16 protein-coding genes are annotated in these 20,130 nt (G+C 37.9%); 4 read left to right on the top strand and 12 right to left on the bottom strand.

Annotated elements, in window-relative coordinates:
* Positions 1-13 precede the first annotated feature (13 nt).
* The 4 genes from FFS26_RS02950 to FFS26_RS02935 form a co-directional block, all read right to left on the bottom strand.
* Positions 14-457: a hypothetical protein gene (locus FFS26_RS02950; RefSeq protein WP_110011101.1), complete on the bottom strand. Its 444-nt coding sequence runs from the start codon at positions 455-457 to the stop codon at positions 14-16.
* 120 nt (positions 458-577) lie between these two features.
* Entirely contained in the window at positions 578-3,760 is a 3,183-nt protein-coding gene (gene carB, locus FFS26_RS02945; protein ID WP_137904231.1) for a carbamoyl-phosphate synthase large subunit, read from the bottom strand.
* Positions 3,761-3,922: 162 nt separating this feature from the next.
* Positions 3,923-4,996, bottom strand: a complete 1,074-nt coding sequence (locus FFS26_RS02940; RefSeq protein WP_121487400.1) for a carbamoyl phosphate synthase small subunit — start codon at positions 4,994-4,996, stop codon at positions 3,923-3,925.
* Between the two features lie 110 nt (positions 4,997-5,106).
* Positions 5,107-5,997 carry an aspartate carbamoyltransferase catalytic subunit gene (locus FFS26_RS02935; RefSeq protein ID WP_137904230.1) on the bottom strand — a complete coding sequence of 297 codons (891 nt, stop codon included), beginning with the start codon at positions 5,995-5,997 and terminating at the stop codon, positions 5,107-5,109.
* A 240-nt stretch (positions 5,998-6,237) separates the two neighbouring features.
* Between FFS26_RS02935 and FFS26_RS02930 the strand changes: the two genes are divergently transcribed.
* Complete coding sequence (locus FFS26_RS02930; RefSeq protein ID WP_002980286.1) at positions 6,238-6,699, top strand: Lrp/AsnC family transcriptional regulator; 462 nt, start codon at positions 6,238-6,240, stop codon at positions 6,697-6,699.
* 450 nt (positions 6,700-7,149) lie between these two features.
* Here the strand turns inward: FFS26_RS02930 and argH are convergent, their stop codons facing one another.
* From argH to FFS26_RS02890, 8 genes are all read right to left on the bottom strand, one after another.
* Positions 7,150-8,454 (bottom strand): argininosuccinate lyase, encoded by a 1,305-nt coding sequence (gene argH / locus FFS26_RS02925; protein WP_110011105.1) that lies wholly within the window; start codon positions 8,452-8,454, stop codon positions 7,150-7,152.
* Between the two features lie 246 nt (positions 8,455-8,700).
* A complete protein-coding gene (locus FFS26_RS02920) occupies positions 8,701-9,783 on the bottom strand; it encodes a M20 family metallo-hydrolase (protein WP_110011106.1) in 1,083 nt (360 codons plus the stop codon).
* Positions 9,758-10,552 carry an acetylglutamate kinase gene (gene argB, locus FFS26_RS02915; RefSeq protein WP_110011107.1) on the bottom strand — a complete coding sequence of 265 codons (795 nt, stop codon included), beginning with the start codon at positions 10,550-10,552 and terminating at the stop codon, positions 9,758-9,760. Before argB ends, FFS26_RS02920 begins: the two co-directional genes overlap by 26 nt.
* Positions 10,553-10,620: 68 nt before the next feature.
* Positions 10,621-11,577 (bottom strand): N-acetylornithine carbamoyltransferase, encoded by a 957-nt coding sequence (locus FFS26_RS02910; RefSeq protein ID WP_137904229.1) that lies wholly within the window; start codon positions 11,575-11,577, stop codon positions 10,621-10,623.
* A gap of 238 nt (positions 11,578-11,815) precedes the next feature.
* Positions 11,816-12,955 carry an aspartate aminotransferase family protein gene (locus tag FFS26_RS02905; protein WP_137904228.1) on the bottom strand — a complete coding sequence of 380 codons (1,140 nt, stop codon included), beginning with the start codon at positions 12,953-12,955 and terminating at the stop codon, positions 11,816-11,818.
* A gap of 260 nt (positions 12,956-13,215) precedes the next feature.
* Positions 13,216-14,181 carry an N-acetyl-gamma-glutamyl-phosphate reductase gene (argC, locus tag FFS26_RS02900; protein WP_137904227.1) on the bottom strand — a complete coding sequence of 322 codons (966 nt, stop codon included), beginning with the start codon at positions 14,179-14,181 and terminating at the stop codon, positions 13,216-13,218.
* Positions 14,182-14,232: 51 nt separating this feature from the next.
* Positions 14,233-15,429 carry an argininosuccinate synthase gene (gene argG / locus FFS26_RS02895; protein ID WP_110011110.1) on the bottom strand — a complete coding sequence of 399 codons (1,197 nt, stop codon included), beginning with the start codon at positions 15,427-15,429 and terminating at the stop codon, positions 14,233-14,235.
* On the bottom strand, positions 15,401-16,066 hold the full coding sequence (locus FFS26_RS02890) for a GNAT family N-acetyltransferase (protein WP_110011111.1): 666 nt from the start codon (positions 16,064-16,066) through the stop codon (positions 15,401-15,403). Before FFS26_RS02890 ends, argG begins: the two co-directional genes overlap by 29 nt.
* 160 nt (positions 16,067-16,226) lie before the next feature.
* Between FFS26_RS02890 and FFS26_RS02885 the strand changes: the two genes are divergently transcribed.
* The 3 genes from FFS26_RS02885 to FFS26_RS02875 all read left to right on the top strand — a co-directional run bounded on the left by FFS26_RS02885 (position 16,227) and on the right by FFS26_RS02875 (position 20,114).
* Positions 16,227-16,643 (top strand): helix-turn-helix domain-containing protein, encoded by a 417-nt coding sequence (locus FFS26_RS02885; protein WP_062670701.1) that lies wholly within the window; start codon positions 16,227-16,229, stop codon positions 16,641-16,643.
* Positions 16,644-16,969: 326 nt separating this feature from the next.
* Complete coding sequence (locus tag FFS26_RS02880; RefSeq protein ID WP_110011113.1) at positions 16,970-18,349, top strand: porin; 1,380 nt, start codon at positions 16,970-16,972, stop codon at positions 18,347-18,349.
* Between the two features lie 184 nt (positions 18,350-18,533).
* Positions 18,534-20,114 (top strand): MFS transporter, encoded by a 1,581-nt coding sequence (locus FFS26_RS02875; protein ID WP_110011114.1) that lies wholly within the window; start codon positions 18,534-18,536, stop codon positions 20,112-20,114.
* The last annotated feature ends 16 nt before the right edge of the window (positions 20,115-20,130 follow it).

Here is a 20,130-nt window from a genome sequence, read left to right as displayed (position 1 = left end):
ACAGCTTTTTCCTTTATTCAATTTTATAAACATAATCCTTACTGATATATCTGCTTTTATTTATTAATTCTGAAGGATAAAAAATGGTTCCATTAATCTCAACACTTTTAATCCTATATCTCCAGCTTCCATTATGGCTTTTGTAAATTTTTGTTGTTGAATTTGGATAAAGCTCAAGAACAATGGAAGAGTCTTTGACTTCTATTTTTTCAAGAGACTTTGGATTTTTGATTTTATAGAAAGACCGAGGTGACAATATTCCATTTTCATAATTAAATGCAAAGTTGCCGCCTTTATTATCAATTGCTTTTGAGATGGGATAACTGTAATTGATCTTAATTATTTTTTTGGAGCCAGTCAGGTTTTGAATATAGAAATCAGTTATCCAGGAACATCCTGAAAGTACTGTTACGAAAATACAACATAGAAATCCTATCGTAATTGATTTTATACTCATTATATTGAAGTTTAAATGGCTTTTGCAAAAGTAAACAGAATCCTTTATTTTTCTGGATTAATCGATAAAAAAATTCCGCAAGTTTTCTTGCGGAATTTAAGTATTTATTCTGGCTCGAAATTACATCGTCTCCATTTTGAAGCTCATGCTTTCGATTACTTTTAGGATTGCTTCTACTGTATCCATTGAAGTTAAACAAGGAACACCGTTTTCCACACTCATTCTTCTGATCTGGAATCCGTCTCTTTCTGCCTGCTTACCTTTTGTAGTGGTATTCACAACATACTGAACTTTTCCTTTCTGGATCAGGTCGATAAGATTTACATCTTCTTCTCCTATTTTGTATCCGATTTTGCAAGGGATTCCTTTTTCTTCGAAGAACTTCGCAGTACCTTCCGTAGCCCAGATTCTGAATCCTACTTCATGGAATCTTGCGGCAAGAGCTGCTGCTTCATCTTTATGCTTATCAGCTACTGTGAACAGGATAGATCCGTGCATAGGAACTTTTCTTCCCGCAGCAACCAATCCTTTGTAAAGTGCTTTTTCAAGGGTTGTATCTTTCCCCATAACTTCTCCTGTAGACTTCATTTCCGGGCCTAAAGAGATATCAACTTTCGTTAGCTTAGAGAAAGAGAATACCGGTACTTTTACAAATACGCCTTCTTTATTTGGAACCAATCCGTTTTCGTAACCTAAATCTTTCAGTTTTTGTCCCAGGATTGCCTTTGTTGCAAGGTTTGCCATCGGAACTTCTGTGATTTTAGATAAGAAAGGAACTGTTCTTGAAGAACGTGGATTTACTTCAATTACATAGACATTTCCTTCGAAAAGAACGTACTGGATATTCATTAATCCGATAACATTCAGTCCTTTTGCCAGTCTCTGCGTGTAATCTACCAAAGTATCGATTTCACTCTGAGAAATATTCTGTGGAGGATATACCGCGATTGAGTCTCCGGAGTGAACCCCTGCTCTTTCGATGTGCTCCATAATTCCCGGGATCACTACCGTTTCACCGTCGCAGATGGCATCTACTTCGATTTCTTTTCCTACCATGTACTTGTCGACCAAAACAGGGTGTTCAGGACTCGCATCTACTGCGTGCTCCATGTAGTGAGCCAATTCTGTTTCAGCATATACGATTTCCATTGCTCTACCTCCAAGAACGTAGCTTGGACGTACCAATACCGGATATCCGATTTCGTTGGCAATTTTTATCGCTTCTTCTTTGGAAGTTGAAGTTCTTCCTTTTGGCTGAGGAATTCCAAGCTCCTGAAGTGCTTTTTCGAATTTATCTCTGTTTTCAGCTCTGTCAAGATCTTCAAGTGAAGTTCCCAAAATCTGTACTCCGTGAGAGGCTAATTTATCTGCAAGGTTGATGGCAGTCTGTCCACCGAACTGTACCACTACTCCTTTAGGCTTTTCAAGCTCGATGATGTTCATTACATCTTCTTCAGTAAGCGGCTCGAAATATAATTTATCAGAGATGGAGAAGTCTGTAGAAACTGTCTCCGGGTTGTTGTTGATGATGATCGCTTCGTAACCCATTTCTTTGATTGCCCATACGGAGTGAACCGTTGCATAGTCAAATTCTACACCTTGTCCGATTCTGATTGGTCCTGAACCCAGTACGATGATTTTTTCTTTGTCTGAAACAACACTTTCGTTTTCTTCTTCGTAGGTTCCATAGAAGTAAGGTGTTTCACTTTCAAACTCAGCGGCACAAGTGTCTACCATTTTGTAAACCGGCATGATTCCGTTTTCTTTTCTGAAGTTGAAAACCTCACGCTCTTTTACATCCCAAAGAACTGCGATATTGATGTCTGCGAAACCTAATCTCTTCGCTTCAATCAGGGTTTCTTTATCAAATTTGTTGTCAGCGATTACTTTTTCGAAGTCAACCAGTTTTTTCAGTTTCCAGATAAAGAACTTGTCGATTTTACTCCATTCTACGATCTGCTCCCAGTCGTAACCTCTTCTTAAAGCATCCCCGATGATGAATAATCTCTCGTCATCACATACTCTGATTCTTCTTTCGATTTCTTCAGCAGTAAGTGCCTGAGCCTGCTTTGTTTTTAATCCTAAATGTTTGATTCCTGTTTCTAATGAACGGATCGCTTTTTGTAAAGATTCTTCAAGATTTCTTCCGATTGCCATTACTTCTCCGGTAGCTTTCATCTGAGTAGAAAGTCTTCTGTCTGCCGTTTCGAATTTATCGAATGGGAATCTTGGGAATTTCGTTACCACATAGTCAAGAGCCGGCTCAAAACATGCGTATGTTTTTCCTGTTACCGGGTTCATGATTTCATCCAGAGTTAATCCAACTGCGATCTTCGCAGCAATCTTTGCAATCGGGTAACCTGTTGCTTTACTTGCCAATGCTGATGAACGGGAAACTCTAGGGTTTACTTCGATGATATAGTAATCAAATGAATGCGGATCTAAAGCTAACTGTACGTTACATCCACCTTCAATTCCTAACGCTCTGATGATTTTCAGGGAAGCATTTCTCAGTAACTGATATTCTCTGTCTGAAAGCGTCTGAGAAGGAGCTACTACGATTGAATCTCCTGTGTGAACTCCTACCGGGTCAATATTTTCCATGTTACAAACCACAATGGCGTTGTCGTTTGCATCACGCATTACTTCGTATTCAATTTCTTTGAAACCTGCGATTGATTTTTCAATAAGACACTGTGTAACCGGGCTGTGTTTTAATCCCAATTCAGCAATTTCTTTCAATTCAGCTTCTGTGGAAGCGATACCACCTCCGGTTCCTCCCATTGTAAAGGCAGGACGAACAATTACAGGATATCCGATTTCATCTGCGAAAGCAAGTGCACCTTCTACTGTATTGACGATATCAGATTCCGGTACCGGCTCATTCAGTTCTCTCATCAGCTCACGGAAAAGGTCTCTGTCTTCTGCTCTGTTGATGGCAGAAAGCTTGGTTCCTAATACTTCCACTTTGCACTCTTCAAGAATTCCTGATTTCTCCAGTTCTACCGCCATGTTAAGACCTGTCTGGCCTCCAAGAGTTGGTAATAAAGCATCCGGACGTTCTTTTCTGATGATGTGGCTTACAAACTGTAATGAAATCGGCTCGATGTATACTTTATCAGCGATTTCCACATCCGTCATGATTGTTGCAGGGTTTGAGTTGATCAAAATTACCTTGTAGCCTTCTTCTTTCAGAGACAGACAAGCCTGCGTTCCTGCATAATCAAATTCAGCTGCCTGACCAATGATGATAGGTCCTGAACCGATTACTAAAATTGTTTTTATATCTGTACGTTTTGCCATTTTTCTTTTTTTATTAGAGTCAAGAATCAAAATTCTTAAACTTCGTATTTTTTACTTTTATAAGACTTACGATTCTACTTTGTCATTCTGTAGGAATCTAACTCATTATAGTTGAGATTCTTCATTACGCTGCTGCTTCATTCAGAATGACAATTGGGTGTCTTACTTTTTAAAGTCCTCCATCATTTGAATAAACTCGTCAAACAGGTAGTTTGCATCTTCCGGACCCGGGCTTGCTTCAGGGTGATACTGAACGGAGAAGCAAGGGTGGATTTTATGTTTTAATCCTTCGTTGGTTCTGTCATTCAAAGCGATGTGCGTTTCGATAAGGTCTGTTCCTTTTAAACTTTCCTGATCTACCGCATATCCGTGGTTTTGAGAAGTAATGGCTACTGTATTTTTCTCTAAATCCAATACCGGGTGGTTTCCTCCTCTGTGTCCGAATTTCAGCTTGAAAGTTTTGGCTCCGCAAGCAAGACCAATTAACTGGTGTCCTAAACAGATTCCGAAGATTGGGACTTTTCCTAATAATCCTCTGATCATGTCTAAAGCATGGGGTACATCTTCCGGGTCACCAGGACCGTTTGACAACATAATTCCGTCCGGATTCATCAACAGGATTTCTTCTGCTGTGGTATCCTGAGAAACCACGATGATGTCACAGTTTCTCTGAGACAATTCTCTGATAATTCCCAGTTTTGCACCGAAGTCTACCAATACTACTTTGAAACCTCTGTTTGGATTAGCATAAGGTGTTTTTGTAGAAACCTCCTCAACCTGATTGGTAGGGAAAGTTGTTGATTTCAATTCAGAAGCTACTGCCGTTTCATCAGCATCAGCATTTACAATTTTTCCTTTTACCACTCCATGGTTACGAAGAACTCTTGTCAGTCTTCTGGTGTCGATTCCTGAAATTCCTGAAAGGTTTTTCTTTTTAAATAATTCATCTAAAGTGATCTGAGTACGGAAGTTGGAAGGAAGATCGCAAAGTTCTTTTACGATAAGCCCTTTGATTGCCGGCTCGATACTTTCATAATCATCACGGTTAATACCATAATTCCCGATAAGCGGATAGGTCATACAAACTATCTGACCGCAATACGATGGGTCAGAAATCAATTCCTGATACCCTGTCATTCCGGTATTGAAAACTACTTCCCCTGCAGTTTCCAATTCTGCTCCGAAACCTTCTCCATGAAACACTTCACCGGACTCCAGTATTAATTTTTTCTTCATTTTAAACTTTTATCTCTTATTATTTTATTATATGTCATTAACAGGTCGCCCTTACAGGGCTCTTTACCTTTTTACTTTTTACTTTCACCCTGGCTCTTTCACCTTGGCTCTTATTTAAAAGTATACCCTTTGCTTTCCAATGCTCCTTTTAAGATGGCCATTCTTGCGAATACTCCGTTTTGCATTTGTTTGAAGACTCTTGATCTTTCGCATTCTACAAGATCCGAATCTATTTCCACTCCTCTGTTGATGGGAGCAGGATGCATGATGATTGCTTCTTTTTTCATGGCCTTTTCTCTTTCTTTCGTCAGACCATATCTTTTATGGTATTCTGAAGCGGTGAAACTCATTGCGGAATCGTGTCTTTCGTGCTGGATTCTTAATAGCATTAACACATCCACTTCGCCGATCAGTTCATCTACCGACATATAAGTTCCGTTGATCAGGGCTCCTTCGTCAAACCACTGTTCCGGTCCTGAGAAGTAAACTTTTGCTCCCAGTCTTCGTAATGCCTCTGCGTTTGAGTTGGCTACGCGGCTGTGTTTTACATCTCCTACAATTCCTACTTTCAATCCTTCAAACTTTCCGAATTCCTGATAAATAGTCAGCAAATCCAGCATACATTGTGAAGGGTGATTTCCTGTTCCGTCTCCTCCGTTGATCACCGGAATGTTAATATTTTTCAGTTCTTCGAAGTATCTGTCTTTCTTATCGCGGATCACTACAAGGTTTACTCCTATACTTTCAATAGTCTTTACGGTGTCATAAAGACTCTCACCTTTGTTTACCGAACTGTGTGATGCATCAAAAGGAACTACCTGAAGTCCCAGTTTTCTTTCTGCAAGATCAAAACTTGTTTTCGTTCTTGTACTGTCTTCGAAGAAAAGATTTGAGCAAAAAACTTCTCCTTCAATTTTAGCAGTTTTACCATTTGCAAAAGCCATTGCTTCTGTCAGTATACTGTTGATTCTCTCGGTGCTTAGTTCTGTAATCGTAAACATAATTCTAATTTTTGGGCATAAAAAAAGCGAAGACAACAATCTTCGCTAATAACAATAAATATCGTAAAGGGCGCTTTCGCCCGGTAAATCTAATGATATAAATGCTTTTTTATTCATTAGGTGCAAAGATACAACAATTTTATGAACTGGCAAAAATTATGTTTAAAATAAATTAAAAACTTCAGTCTTTCCTTATTCTCATTTAAAATTAATATTTTTGTTAACACTCAAATTTATTCTATGGATTTAAAAGACAAAATGATTCTCAGCATTATTCAGGAAGACTCTACGCTATCGGTTAAAGAAATTTCCGAAAAGATAGGTCTTACCTTTACTCCTACGTATGAGCGAATCAAACAACTGGAGAAGCAGGGGATCATTCAGAAGTATGTGGGACTTTTAAACCGTGAAAAACTGGGTTTAAATATTGTAGTCTATTGTAATGTCCGTCTAAAGGAACAATCCAAGAAAGTTTTGGAAACTTTTGAGAACCATATCGGAAAATATGATGAAGTACAGGAAATCATCAGCCTTTCCGGAGAGTACGACTATATGTTGAAGATTATTGCCAAGGACATCAATTCTTATAACGAATTTGCGGTTAATGTTATTTCAAACATTCCCAATATCGGGCAGTACCACAGTTCCATTGTCCTTCACGAGGTAAAAAAATCTACCAAATTCAAAATTGATCTGGAATAATCCTTCTATTTTAAACTCATTATTTATTTCTATTTCACTTGCTGAAAATCTTTGGATTTTTTTGCGTCTTAAAAGTAATATTTATCATACAATTCCTTGCGCCTTTGCGTATACCAACATTTTTCGATTTTTATAATCTCTTATTTTGTTAGAAAACGCAAAGGCGCAAAAGAAATTGAAAACTTTATGCTGTAAGGCGCAAAGATTTTATCTTCGATAAAATTTTATGCAGCAGATTTCCTTAATTAACCTTGAAATCTTCAACTACCTTAATGGCTCAATTTATCAATCATCAAATTCAAAGAGCAGAGTAAAATCCAACCATTAAGATCACTTAAGCAGATAAGATTTAAGATTAAGGCTTCCACAACGAAAAGACAGCAGGCTAAAATAATTTTAGAAATTCTACTGATTTTTGCCTAAGTTTTGATGACCTTAATGGCTTAGATTCTAACCCAATAATTTATTTTTCAGTTTATTGAACTGATATTCTATTTTATCCAGACAAAGATTTCCTATACTTCCCTGATGGGTATGTTCAAGGTTGCCGGGTTCAAATTCAAACGTATTATTTTCAATCTCCTGTCCTACTTTTACATAAGCATCACGGAAAGAACTTCCGCTTTTTACCTCTTCATTGATCTTTTCCACACTGAAAAGGTATTTGTATTTCTCGTCTTCCAGAATCCCATCTTTCACCTTAATATTCGGTAAAGTATAGCTTAAAATTTCCAGACATTCCTTTAAAGAATCTATCGCAGGGAAAAGAATTTCTTTTGTCAGCTGTACATCTCTGTGATATCCTGAAGGCAGATTGCTTGTTAGAAGGATCAGTTCGTTTGGAAGGGACTGAATTCTGTTGCATCGTGCACGAACCAGCTCAAAGATATCCGGATTTTTTTTGTGCGGCATAATACTGCTTCCCGTAGTAAATTCTTTTGGAAAGCTGATAAAATCAAAGTTCTGGCTTAGGTAAAGACATACATCATAAGCGAACTTGCCAAGCGTTCCCGCTAAAGTAGCCATCGCCATGGCCAGCATTTTTTCTGACTTTCCACGGGTCATCTGAGCGTAAACAGAATTGTAATTCATGGACTGGAAGCCTAAGTTATAGGTGGTACTTTCACGATTGATCGGAAAAGACGAACCATAACCGGCAGCTGATCCCAGTGGATTTTTATTAATGATATTCTTCACTGAAAACAGCATTTCAACATCATCCAAAAGCGCTTCTGCATAAGCTCCGAACCACAATCCAAATGATGAAGGCATCGCAATCTGGAAATGGGTGTATCCCGGAAGCAGAACATTTTTATGCTGATCTGCCAGCTGAATTAAAATCTGAAAAAACTCGTCTGTAAGGGCTGTAATTTCACGGATTTCATCCAATAAATACAATTTGATATCCAGTAAAACCTGATCATTTCTTGATCGTGCCGTATGGATTTTCTTTCCCGTATCTCCTAATTCTTCAATCAGGATCGCTTCTACCTGAGAATGGATATCCTCAGCTTCTTTATCAATTTCAAAAGTCCCATCCTCAATTTGATTTAAAATACTATTTAAAACAGATAACATCTGCTCTGATTCTTCTTTTGTAATAATGCCGGTTTCTGCCAGCATTTTACAATGTGCCATAGAACCTTTAACGTCATATTTGGCTAAACGCTCGTCGAAGTCAAGATCTTTACCTACTGTAAATTGATTGACTAATATATTGGTGGCAAGGTCATCCTTCTGCCATATTTTTTTCATGATAATATTTGATTTAAATATTTGTTGGTTTTGACATGCCCGGCAAGGCAATCCTTATTACTAATAACTATAAAAAAACATTTCCTTATGTAAAGCTTTCATTTTTAATTTCTTTTTGCATAAATCTTATTAAAAACTGAACTTCTAGAGCCCGCCGGACGGAGTCAAAACATATATTGAGCTGGAAGCCTGAGGCTGGAGGCTATACTGCAATAACTTCCCTCTTCCTACACCCATCTTCCATTTTTATAACACTTTTTCTAAAATGCTGATGTAGATTTCTATTCCTTCTTCTATTTCATGGATATAGATAAATTCATCTGCTGTGTGAGAGCGCCTGCTGTCTCCAGGACCTATTTTCACTGATGTGCATGGAATAATCGCCTGATCTGAGGAAGTAGGTGAACCGTAGGTTGTCCTTCCGATTTCAATTCCTGCTTTTACAAACGGATGATCCATTTCGATCCTGGAGGAATTCAGCCTGAACGATCTTGCCGTTAATGTAGATTTCATCTGAGACTGGATGATTTCAAATGCTTCCTGATTGGAATATTCATCCGTTACCCTCACATCCAATGTAAAATTGCACGATTCCGGAACCACATTATGCTGTACTCCTGCATGGATTCCTGATAAAGTAACTTTAACTTCGCCCAGATATTCTGAAACCTTCGGAAATTTAAAGGAAAGAATATTCTGCAGATCCTGCATACATTTTACAATTGAGTTATCATCATTAGGATGAGCGGCGTGAGAAGGAGTACCTTTCATTTCTCCATCAATCACAAGAAGTCCTTTTTCTGCAATCGCCAGGTTCATCTGCGTGGGTTCTCCTACAATGGCGAGTTCTACGTTGGGTAGCTGCGGAAATAAGGCTTCGATTCCATCAAATCCTGAAATCTCCTCCTCTGCCGTCAAAGCAATAACTAAATTATATTTTAAATCTTCTTTATCATAAAAATGTAAAAAAACCTGTGCCATAGAAACCAGAGAAGCTCCTGCATCATTGCTTCCCAATCCGAACAGTTTACCTTCTTTTTCGATCGGTACAAACGGATCAAGTGTATAAGCTTTATTAGGCTTTACCGTATCGTGATGGGTATTCAGTAAAACGGAAGGCTTAAACACATCAAAGTGTTTGTTCACCGCCCAGATATTGTTTTTAAAACGTTTGGTAGGAATCTGATGTTTTTTGAAAAAATTTTCAATCTCTACCGACGTATTGAATTCATCTTTACTGAATGAAGGAATCTCAATCAAATTTTTAAGCAATCCGACCGCGTTATTCAACAGTTCTTCTTTATTATAAACAGATTTCAGTTCCTGCATGATGATTTTCTATATGGTTTTTCAGTTCTGTTTCTTTAATTAGAAACACTTTATTTACATTATTTTTTATCGCTCCAAGAGCATTTTCAAGTTTGGGTAAAATCCCTTTATGAAGTTTCCCTTCTTCTTTTAATACCGTGAATTCTTCTTCATTGACAGTTTTGATCACAGATTCCGGATCGTTTACATCTTCTAAAACACCCTCTTTATCAAAACAATACAACAGTTCAACTTCATATTTCTCAGACAAAGCCTGAGCCATCACAGAGGCAATGGTATCAGCATTGGTGTTGAAAAGATTTCCTTTTCTGTCGTGGGTAATCGCAGAAAACACAGGAACAAGATCCAGCTTGATTAATTTTGATACCAGCTTTCTGTTCACACTTTTTTTTGTAATATCCCCCACAAATCCAAAATCGATTTCAGGATGTTCTCTTTTCTTAGCTTTAATTAAATTTCCGTCTGCCCCCGAGAATCCTATAGCATTGCATTTTTTCTGCTGCAGCTTTTCAACAATATTTTTATTAATTCCTCCCGCATACACCATCGTTACAATGTCCAAAGTTTCTTTATCCGTAATCCTCCTGCCATTGATCATTTTCTGCTCAATGCCCAGTTTATCAGCCAGCGTTGTTGCCAACTTGCCCCCGCCATGAACAAGGATTTTCTTTTCAGTAATTTCAGAAAACTGTTCTAAGAATTGGTTTAATAATTCCTTATCATCTATTAAAGCTCCGCCAATTTTTATGATGTATAACTTTTCTTTCATTGTAAACATTTTGGGATACTTGATCTTTTCTATCCTTGTCAAGGTTTTGAACCTTGACAAGGATTATTTTAAGCTTTTAATTCATCTAAAATTTCACTGAATACGGCTTGTGCTGAGAAAATCCGGTTTTTTGCCTGCTTATAAATGATAGAATGATCTCCATCCATCACCTCATCACTCAATTCTACATTACGGCGAACCGGAAGGCAGTGCATTACTTTCGCATTATTGGTATTGGCTAATTTTTCATTCGTGAGCATCCAGTTTCCCTTCACTTCTGGCATTGCAGCATAATCATCAAAAGAAGACCAGTTTTTTACATAGATGAAGTCTGCATCTTTCAATGCTTCATCCTGATCATGGATTACTTTCACATCTTTTGTGAAGTTTTTATCTAAATCATACCCTTCAGGGTTTGTAATCACTAACTCTACATCCATTTCCTGCATCCATTCTGCGAAAGAATTTCCAACGGCATGAGCAATAGGTTTGATATGCGGTGCCCAGGTCAATACCACTTTTGGTTTATGGTCTTTTTTCCAATTTTCTGTAATGGTGATGCAGTCTGCTAAACTTTGTAATGGATGGCGGGTAGCTGACTCCAGAGAAATAACAGGTACTTTTGCATGCTTTTCAAACTGGCTTAGGATGCTTTCATTCACATCATCTTCCTTACTTTTCATTCCTGCAAAGCAACGTACCGCAATGATATCACAATATTGATTTAACACTTCAATAGCATCTTTGATATGTTCTACCGTGTCTCCGTTCATCACCGCTCCATCAGCAAATTCAAGATTCCAGGCTTCCTGTGCTGCGTTTAATGTCAATACATTCAACCCAAGATTCTGAGCTGCAATCTGACTGCTCAGACGGGTTCTTAAACTTGAGTTTAAAAATACAAGTCCGATTGTTTTTCCCTTTCCTTTTTGTGTTTCAGTAAGGGGATCTGCTTTTATCTGTAAAGCTTTTTTTATGATTTCCTGTAAGTTTTCTACATCACTTACAGAGGTAAATTTTTTCATTTTGAATTGATTTTAAAGATTGTGTTTACACATTGATTGTTGATCTAACCACAAAAGGCACAAAAGTTTTTACTAAAACACTTTAGAACACTTAAGTTTTAAAAGTTGATTATTTTGAAAATATAAACTCACATAGGAAGAAAATCAAAGATTTTCGAAAACTTAAGTGCACTTCTTAAGCCTTTAGTATTTTCTTAAAATCACTTAAGTGTTTAAATTCTTTTGTGACTTTTATGGTTTAAATATTTCCAAGCACTGCTTTCAAAGCATTGATGAAAAGATCCGTTTCCTCTTTTTTGATATTCAGTGCCGGAAGAATCCTCAACACGGTTTTATCATTAGAGTTTCCTGTGAAAATATGATGATCAAAAAGGAGCTCTTTCCTTACTTCTGAACAGTCTCTGTCGAGTTCTATTCCAATCATCAATCCTTTCCTTCGGATGGATTTAATATGTGGCAAATCTTTAATTTCATTTTCAATATACTCACCCATCTGTTGTGCATTTTCAAGAAGATTTTCATCTTTCATGACATCCAGCACAGCAATAGAAGCGGCACAGGCAAGGTGGTTTCCTCCAAATGTCGTTCCCAGCAAACCGTTGCTTGCCTCGAATTTAGGATGGATTAAAACTCCGCCCACAGGGAAACCATTTCCCATTCCTTTTGCCGTTGTAATAATATCTGCCTCTACACCAAATTCCTGATGGGCAAAGAAATATCCGCTTCTCCCATACCCGGACTGCACTTCATCCAAAATAAGAACAGTATCATATTTTTCACATAATTCTTTGATTTTAGATAAAAATTCCGGTGTTGGAATCATAATTCCTCCTACTCCCTGAATTCCTTCGATGATTACGGATGAAATTTCATTTCCAAATTTTTCAAAGGTTTCTTCAAGCTGTTGTACATCATTCCATGCTGATTTGATAAATCTTTCAGAAAAATTGACCGGAGCTACAATTTTCGGATTATCAGTCACTGAAACCGCTGCAGAAGTTCTGCCGTGGAACGAACCTGAAAAGTAAAGCACTTTGCTTTTCCCGTTATGAAAAGAAGCCAGCTTCAATGCATTCTCATTCGCTTCTGCTCCGGAATTACACAGGAAAAGGTTATAATCTTCATACCCTGAAAGTTCACCCAGTTTTTCTGCTAACTCCGTCTGCAATTCATTCTGAACAGAATTGGAATAGAAGGAAATTTTTTCAAGCTGATCTTTCAGTTTATTCTGATAGTATGGATGGTTGTGACCGATAGAAATTACAGCATGACCTCCATAAAAATCAAGATATTGTTCTCCCTTATCGTCCCAAAGAAAGGATCCCTGAGCTTTTACCGGATTGATGTTGAATAATGGATATACGTTGAATAAATTCATTTTTTTATTTTTTATTTTTCTTTTGCCTTAAAACAAAAGAAACAAAAGTTCAAGACCTGGAAACTTCCGCTAAAAATTAGTTCTCTTCACTAAAAATTCTAAAACTTGTGCGAAATCCGAATTGGTTCTTCGGTTCTCTATTTTCCTCGCACTTTGAACAGTAGAATTTTCTTAACGTTCATAGAATTAATTTTCTTAACGCTCCATTTTCCTAAGTCGGATTTACTTTCTGTTAAAATTCTCAATTACTTACCGTCAATTTAAAATGCTATCGGTTTCAGGTTCAGTCCTGCATTTTCTTCCCAGTTCATAGCCAGATTCATATTCTGTACGGCCTGCCCCGAAGCACCTTTTAACAAATTGTCAATCGCTGAGTGAATAACGACTACATTTCCACTCTTTTCGATTTGAATCACACAGCGATTGGTATTGACAACCTGCTTTAAATCAACTGCCTTCCTGCTTACTGTAACAAAAGGCTCCTCTGCATAAAAATCCTGATACAACTGTTCTATTTCCTCCAGCTCCAGCTCCGTTTTCATGGTGGAACTTGTAAAAATCCCTCTTGCAAAATCTCCTCTCCAAGGAACAAAGTTCAGGTTTACTTCTTTATTATTGAATGCAATCAGCTGCTTCAAAATCTCATCCACATGTTGATGAGTTAATGTTTTATAGGCTGAAACATTATCATTTCTCCAGGTAAAATGAGTCGTTGCCTGCAGAGACTGCCCGGCTCCCGTAGAACCCGTAATCCCTGTGGTAAAGGCCTCATTCAACACTCCTTTTTCCGCCAATGGCAGCAAAGCCAATTGAATGGCCGTAGCAAAACATCCCGGGTTCGCAATACTTTTAGCACCTACTAGTTGTTTTTTATTAATTTCAGGTAATCCGTAGATAAAATCTCTGCTTCCGAAATTTCCTTCCAGACGGAAGTCATTTCCAAGATCAATCACCAGCGTTTCATCTTTGACAGGGTTCTGCGTTAACCAGTTTTGACTTTCTTTATGCGGAAGACACAGAAAAAGAATATCTACGTCTTCAGATTTATCCGTCAAAACCATTTCACAAACCGTCGTTAAATCCGGGTACAGATCAGAAATACGTGTTCCCGAATTCGAACGACTATATAAAAAACTCAATGTCACATGGGGATGAAAAGCCAGTAAGCGTATCAGCTCGCTTCCTGTATAACCGTTGGCACCAATTATTCCTACTGTTTTCTTCATTTTGATTCTGACAGAATATGTTCTGCCTTTCATTAAATCGTCCCTTCGGAACTAGTTGATATTCTGATTAATCTGGTGATATATATTGAGAGAATTGCTTACAATCTTAGTATATCCTTTCACGTCATCGCCTGTCCATGCTCTGTTCGCTTCTCCATAGCTTCCGAATTTGTCGGACATCAGATCATGAGCAGATTCAATTCCATTCAAAATAAATCTGTAAGGATGAAGAGTTACAAATACTTTCCCGGTTACTGTTTTCTGAGAATCTGTCAGGAAAGATTCAATATTTCTCATGACAGGATCTAAGAAAAGTGCTTCATGAAGCCAGTTCCCATACCAGTCGGATAACTGCGACTTCATCATTTGCTGATATTTTGAAAGCGTATGTTTTTCCAATAAATGATGCGCTTTGATAATCACCGATGCTGCAGCTGCTTCAAACCCCACACGTCCTTTAATCCCAACAATAGTATCACCTACATGGATATCACGGCCAATTCCATATGCTGAAGCCAATTCTTCTATTTTTTGAATGGCGTATACAGAGTGGTCAAAGTTTTCTCCATTGACAGCTATAACCTCTCCGTTTTTAAACTCAATTTCAAGTTCTGAAGGCTGAGTTTCTTTAATCTGGGATGGAAAAGCTTCTTCCGGCAGGTAATTTCTTGAAGTTAAAGTTTCTTTACCGCCTACTGAAGTTCCCCAAAGTCCTTTATTAACAGAATATTGCGCTTTCTGGAATTCCATTTCGTAACCGTGTTCTTTCAAAAACTCAATTTCTTCCTCACGGGACAAAGCCATATCACGGATAGGTGTAATGATTTCGATATTCGGACACATTACCTGGAAGATGAGATCAAAACGAACCTGGTCATTCCCAGCTCCTGTACTTCCGTGAGCAATAGCATCTGCCTGTACTTCAATGGCATATTTTGCAATTTCCTGCGCCTGAATAGTACGCTCAGCACTTACAGAAAGCGGATACGTATTATTTTTCAATACATTCCCGAAAATCAAATATTTCACACATGAATTATAGTAATCTTCCTGAGCGTCTACGCACCTGTACTCTTTTACTCCAAGGTTTAAGGCTTTTCTTTCCAATTCTTTTTCTTCTTCTTTTGAAAAACCTCCGGTATTTACAGTAACAGCATACACATCATATCCCAGTGTTTCACTAAGATATTTAGCACAATAGGAAGTATCTAAACCTCCGCTAAACGCTAAGATGACTTTCTTTTTCATCTGGACTCTTTTTATTTTTATTAATGGTCACATGGAATTCATCAAAATCTTTCTGAAGCATTCCATCATATTTATTTTCAGGCAGATTATTCACTACCTCTTCTTTTTTTTTATCGTTTTCTGGAACAAATAACATGGCTGTACACAGACAATTTTTACGTTCCTTCATCATTAAAATCTCATAGTTCACGCAGTTTTTGCAGCCGTTCCAGAATTCTTCATCCTGAGTCAGTTCAGAATAGATCACGGGTTTATATCCCAAATCACTATTGATTTTCATCACTGCCAAACCTGTTGTTAATCCAAATACTTTCGCATCCGGATATTTATCTCTAGATAACTGGAAAACTTTCTTCTTGATCTGAGTCGCTACTCCCCCGTTCCTGAATTTCGGTGATACAATCAGCCCTGAATTGGCCACAAACTTCCCGTGCGACCAGGTCTCTATATAACAGAAACCTACCCACTCACCGTTTTCAGTGGCTACCACAGCATTGCCCTCTGAAATCTTCTTACTCAAATATTCTATGGAACGTTTTGCGATACCCGTTCCTCTACGCTGTGCAGAATCGTACATTTCCTGCTGTATTTCACTCACATACATTAGATGTTCGCATGAGGAAATTTCTATTTCCATTTATTTATCTAAATTTTTTGGCAAATTTAAAATATAATTTCTTTTAAATCCAAATAAAAAAGATATTTTTTTTGTTTTAAAATTTTAAACAGGTAAAATTATCTTTATTGAAAAATATACATTTGCTAATTTATTATATATTTGCTAAAATAATATAGTTATGGAAAATACCTGTCCTAAATGCAAGAGTATCAAAGTAGTAAAAAGCGGCATTATCAACAATAAACAGCGCTTCCACTGCAAAGACTGCAATTATTATTTTACCGTTAAAAAACTGGGAAAACAAATTGACGATTACTACGTAACCAAAGCCCTTCAGCTTTATCTGGAAGGTTTAAGTTACCGTGAAATTGAAAGAATCATCGGTGTTTCCCATGTTACCATAAGCTCATGGATTAAAAAATACAATATCACAAGACCTCCCCATTCTGAATTCCATCCTGTTTATAAAATATTAAAACAAAGCGAACTGATTGAGTATATCGCTCAGGAAGAGAATATTAAAAACTCAGGAATTATCATCACACAATTTGCCGATAAGTATATGCTGATTAAGTGGGAACGGTTTAAGAAGTAATGCGAGGTGCGGGATGCGGGGTTTCGGGTTTCGGGATGCGAGTTACTAGGTTTAAAAACCGAGGTGAAAATACTCTTGCAAAAAACTGTATATCAAATCTTTAAAAATTATATTTTTAAAATCTCGAACCCAAAATCTCGAACCTCGAACCTCACATCCCGGAATCACAAAACCCCGAAACCCGAAACCCGAATTCCTCACCTCAAAACTCAAAGCTCCGCCAACATTAACTATACTATTACCACTAATATATATTAAATTTTCATAAATAAATTATTAATTACAATTTGGCATTCACAAAAAAAAACGCCAAAAATTGATAATTTATGAAGAAATTACTTACATTCATTGGATTAGCTTTAATCAGTAGTTCCTTATACTCACAAGGTTCTCCCGATTATGGCAGTGGCTTAAAACTTAACCTCAATCAAAACGGGGATAAATTCGTCAGATTTATTTTATGGGACCAGTTTTGGGTAAGAAATACGTCTATGAACCCCGGAACCATGGTAGGCGGTGAACCTGCTGACAACTCATGGAGCCTGGGAAACAGAAGGTTACGTGCATTAACGTACGCACAGATTTCTAAGAGATATATGATCCTACTCCATTTCGGAATTAATAATCAGACTTTCATCAATGGCGGCGCTTCAGGCACCTCAGGAACAGGAGGTTATGGAAACGGAAAGAAAACCCAGCTGTTCTTTCATGATGCCTGGAACGAATATGCAGTTATTTTACCTGGAGAAGCGGGAAAATTCAGTTTAACTTTAGGGGCCGGGCTTCACTATTATATGGGACTATCCCGTATGACCATGGCTTCCACGCTTAACTTCCTTACATTAGATTCTCCTGTTTTCTCATGGCCTTTGATTGATAATTCAGATCAGTTTGCAAGACAGCTTGGAATGTTTGCTAAAGGAAAGTACGGAAAACTGGAATATCGTTTCAGTTTAAATAAACCTTTCGCCACAGATTTTGTTCCTGTGAATGTAACAGATCCTTCAAAAGCAGTCGCTGTTGACAATAACGGAAATCCCAGTTTTTCAAAAGCAGGATATGTTGAATATCAATTCCTTGATGAAGAATCCAACACCCTTCCTTTCAAAGTGGGATCTTACCTTGGAACAAAGAAAGTTTTCAATGTAGGCGCAGGTTTTTATCATCAAGCTGACGGAACAAGAACTTCTGTCAATTCAAACATTGAAAAACATGATATTACCCTTTTTGCTGTAGATGCGTTTGCAGATATTCCTTTGGGTGAGGCAAAAAATAAAATGGCCGTTTCTGCCTATGCCGGATATTATAATTACAATTTCGGACCGAACTATGTAAGAAATCTGGGAACGATGAATATTGGCGCCTCTGATCCTAATTTTATAGGGAATAAAGCCATTGCAGGGCCAGGAAATCTGCAGCCAACCATCGGAACAGGTAATATTATCTACGCTCAGGCGGGTTTACTATTACCAAGTCAGGCAGAAAAGCCAAAGATCAGAATACAGCCTTTTGCAGCTTATACCCACAAAAACTTTGAGGCTTTCGATAAATCTTCATCACAGTTTGATGTAGGTGCCAACTGGTTCATAGACGGACATCATGCGAAAATAACAACACAATATTCAACAAGACCTGTTTACACCAATCCTACGGAAAGTCCTTCTTCTAAAGGCGAATTTATTGTGCAGTTTCAAATTTACCTGTAAAATCTGAACCATTAAGAACAGGAAGAAATTAAGATAGGTTAAGCTCCATTAAAGATGGATAAAAAGCATACCGCTGAATAAAATAGCTTCAGCTATCATCTTAATTATTCTTATCAACTTAAAATTCCTTAATGGTTTAAAACAAATTAAATTCCTATTCCACTAACATCAAAAACTAATCAATATGAGCGAAAATCATCACGAAAGCTACGAAAATATGACCGACAGGCAGAAAAACCGCACCATCTGGAGTGTGATCACTGCCTCATCTCTCGGAACATTGATAGAATGGTATGACTTCTATATCTTTGGAAGTCTGGCCGTTGTTTTAGCCACCAAATTTTTCCCTGCGGATAATCCTACTGCCGCATTTTTATCTACCCTGGCCACTTTTGCTGCCGGATTTGTAGTAAGACCTTTCGGGGCATTATTTTTCGGGAGACTGGGAGATCTTATCGGAAGAAAATATACCTTCCTGGTTACGTTACTGATTATGGGATTTTCCACTTTCCTGATCGGATGTATTCCAAGTTATGAAACCATTGGATTTCTGGCGCCGGTTTTGGTTTTAATTTTAAGATTACTTCAGGGCCTTGCTTTAGGAGGTGAATACGGAGGTGCTGCCACGTATGTCGCAGAATACGCACAACCTCATCGCCGCGGATACTGGACCTCCTGGATCCAGACTACAGCAACAGCCGGACTTTTCATTTCATTAATTGTTATTCTGATCACCAAGACCACTCTTTCTGCAGAAGAATTTGATACGTGGGGATGGAGAGTTCCATTCTGGATTTCTATTCTAATGGTTGCTGTATCTTACATCATCAGAAAGAATATGAAGGAGTCGCCTCTTTTTGCAAAAGCTAAAAGTGAGGGTAAAACATCCAAAAACCCTTTAAAGGAAAGTTTCGGAAACAAATACAATTTCAAATTTGTACTATTGGCCTTATTCGGGGCTGCGATGGGACAAGGTGTGATCTGGTATACAGGACAATTCTATGCCATGAGTTTCCTTCAAAAGGTCATGAATGTAGAATCAGCGCAGGTAGATTCATTGATGGCTACGGCTTTATTTTTAGGGACACCGTTCTTTGTATTCTTTGGATGGCTTTCTGACAAAATTGGCAGAAAAGCAGTGATGATGACCGGAATGCTGATCGCTATTTTAGCGTACAGACCTATTTACGACAGCATGTTTAAAAGTGTCAACCTCGAAAACAAAACAATTGCAGCCAATGGAATTACAGAAAAAAGAACGGCGAAAATCCACAATGATATTGCGACAGACAGCCTGGTGACTTTTCACAAAGAAACACTTTATACGGACGGAACTTTAATTAAAAAAGACAGCGTAGTTCATTGGTCTCCATCAGGAGTTGTTATGAAAGACGGAAAACTGGAGGAAGCCAAAGTTTCTCAAAGTTTAAAATTAGGTGACAACACCAAATGGTATCTGGTATTCCTTGTTTTCATCCAGGTGATTTTTGTAACAATGGTTTACGGCCCTATCGCTGCTTTTCTCGTTGAAATGTTCCCTGTGAGAATTCGTTACACCTCAATGTCATTACCTTATCACATTGGAAACGGGGTATTTGGAGGACTTCTTCCGGCGGTAGCCACTTATCTGGTAACTACAGGAAAAGAAGCAGGACATGCAACATGGTATCTGGAAGGACTCTGGTACCCGATTGGAGTCGCTGCCGTATGTTTGGTCATCGGATTATTTTATCTTAAAAATAAGAACAATAATCTTCACGATTAGGCACTGAATCACTCAA

The sequence above is a fragment of the Chryseobacterium sp. 2VB genome (assembly GCF_005503635.1).
GTDB lineage: Bacteria > Bacteroidota > Bacteroidia > Flavobacteriales > Weeksellaceae > Chryseobacterium > Chryseobacterium cupriresistens.
The sequence above is the reverse complement of the archived record's forward strand: the minus strand, read 5'-3'. Positions and strand labels throughout refer to the sequence as shown.

Coding starts and splice junctions, on each gene's coding strand:
- FFS26_RS02950 (WP_110011101.1), bottom strand. CDS start 457: ATGAGTATAAAATCAATTACGATAGGATTTCTATGTTGTATTTTCGTA.
- carB (WP_137904231.1), bottom strand. CDS start 3,760: ATGGCAAAACGTACAGATATAAAAACAATTTTAGTAATCGGTTCAGGA.
- FFS26_RS02940 (WP_121487400.1), bottom strand. CDS start 4,996: ATGAAGAAAAAATTAATACTGGAGTCCGGTGAAGTGTTTCATGGAGAA.
- FFS26_RS02935 (WP_137904230.1), bottom strand. CDS start 5,997: ATGTTTACGATTACAGAACTAAGCACCGAGAGAATCAACAGTATACTG.
- FFS26_RS02930 (WP_002980286.1), top strand. CDS start 6,238: ATGGATTTAAAAGACAAAATGATTCTCAGCATTATTCAGGAAGACTCT.
- argH (WP_110011105.1), bottom strand. CDS start 8,454: ATGAAAAAAATATGGCAGAAGGATGACCTTGCCACCAATATATTAGTC.
- FFS26_RS02920 (WP_110011106.1), bottom strand. CDS start 9,783: ATGCAGGAACTGAAATCTGTTTATAATAAAGAAGAACTGTTGAATAAC.
- argB (WP_110011107.1), bottom strand. CDS start 10,552: ATGAAAGAAAAGTTATACATCATAAAAATTGGCGGAGCTTTAATAGAT.
- FFS26_RS02910 (WP_137904229.1), bottom strand. CDS start 11,577: ATGAAAAAATTTACCTCTGTAAGTGATGTAGAAAACTTACAGGAAATC.
- FFS26_RS02905 (WP_137904228.1), bottom strand. CDS start 12,955: ATGAATTTATTCAACGTATATCCATTATTCAACATCAATCCGGTAAAA.
- argC (WP_137904227.1), bottom strand. CDS start 14,181: ATGAAGAAAACAGTAGGAATAATTGGTGCCAACGGTTATACAGGAAGC.
- argG (WP_110011110.1), bottom strand. CDS start 15,429: ATGAAAAAGAAAGTCATCTTAGCGTTTAGCGGAGGTTTAGATACTTCC.
- FFS26_RS02890 (WP_110011111.1), bottom strand. CDS start 16,066: ATGGAAATAGAAATTTCCTCATGCGAACATCTAATGTATGTGAGTGAA.
- FFS26_RS02885 (WP_062670701.1), top strand. CDS start 16,227: ATGGAAAATACCTGTCCTAAATGCAAGAGTATCAAAGTAGTAAAAAGC.
- FFS26_RS02880 (WP_110011113.1), top strand. CDS start 16,970: ATGAAGAAATTACTTACATTCATTGGATTAGCTTTAATCAGTAGTTCC.
- FFS26_RS02875 (WP_110011114.1), top strand. CDS start 18,534: ATGAGCGAAAATCATCACGAAAGCTACGAAAATATGACCGACAGGCAG.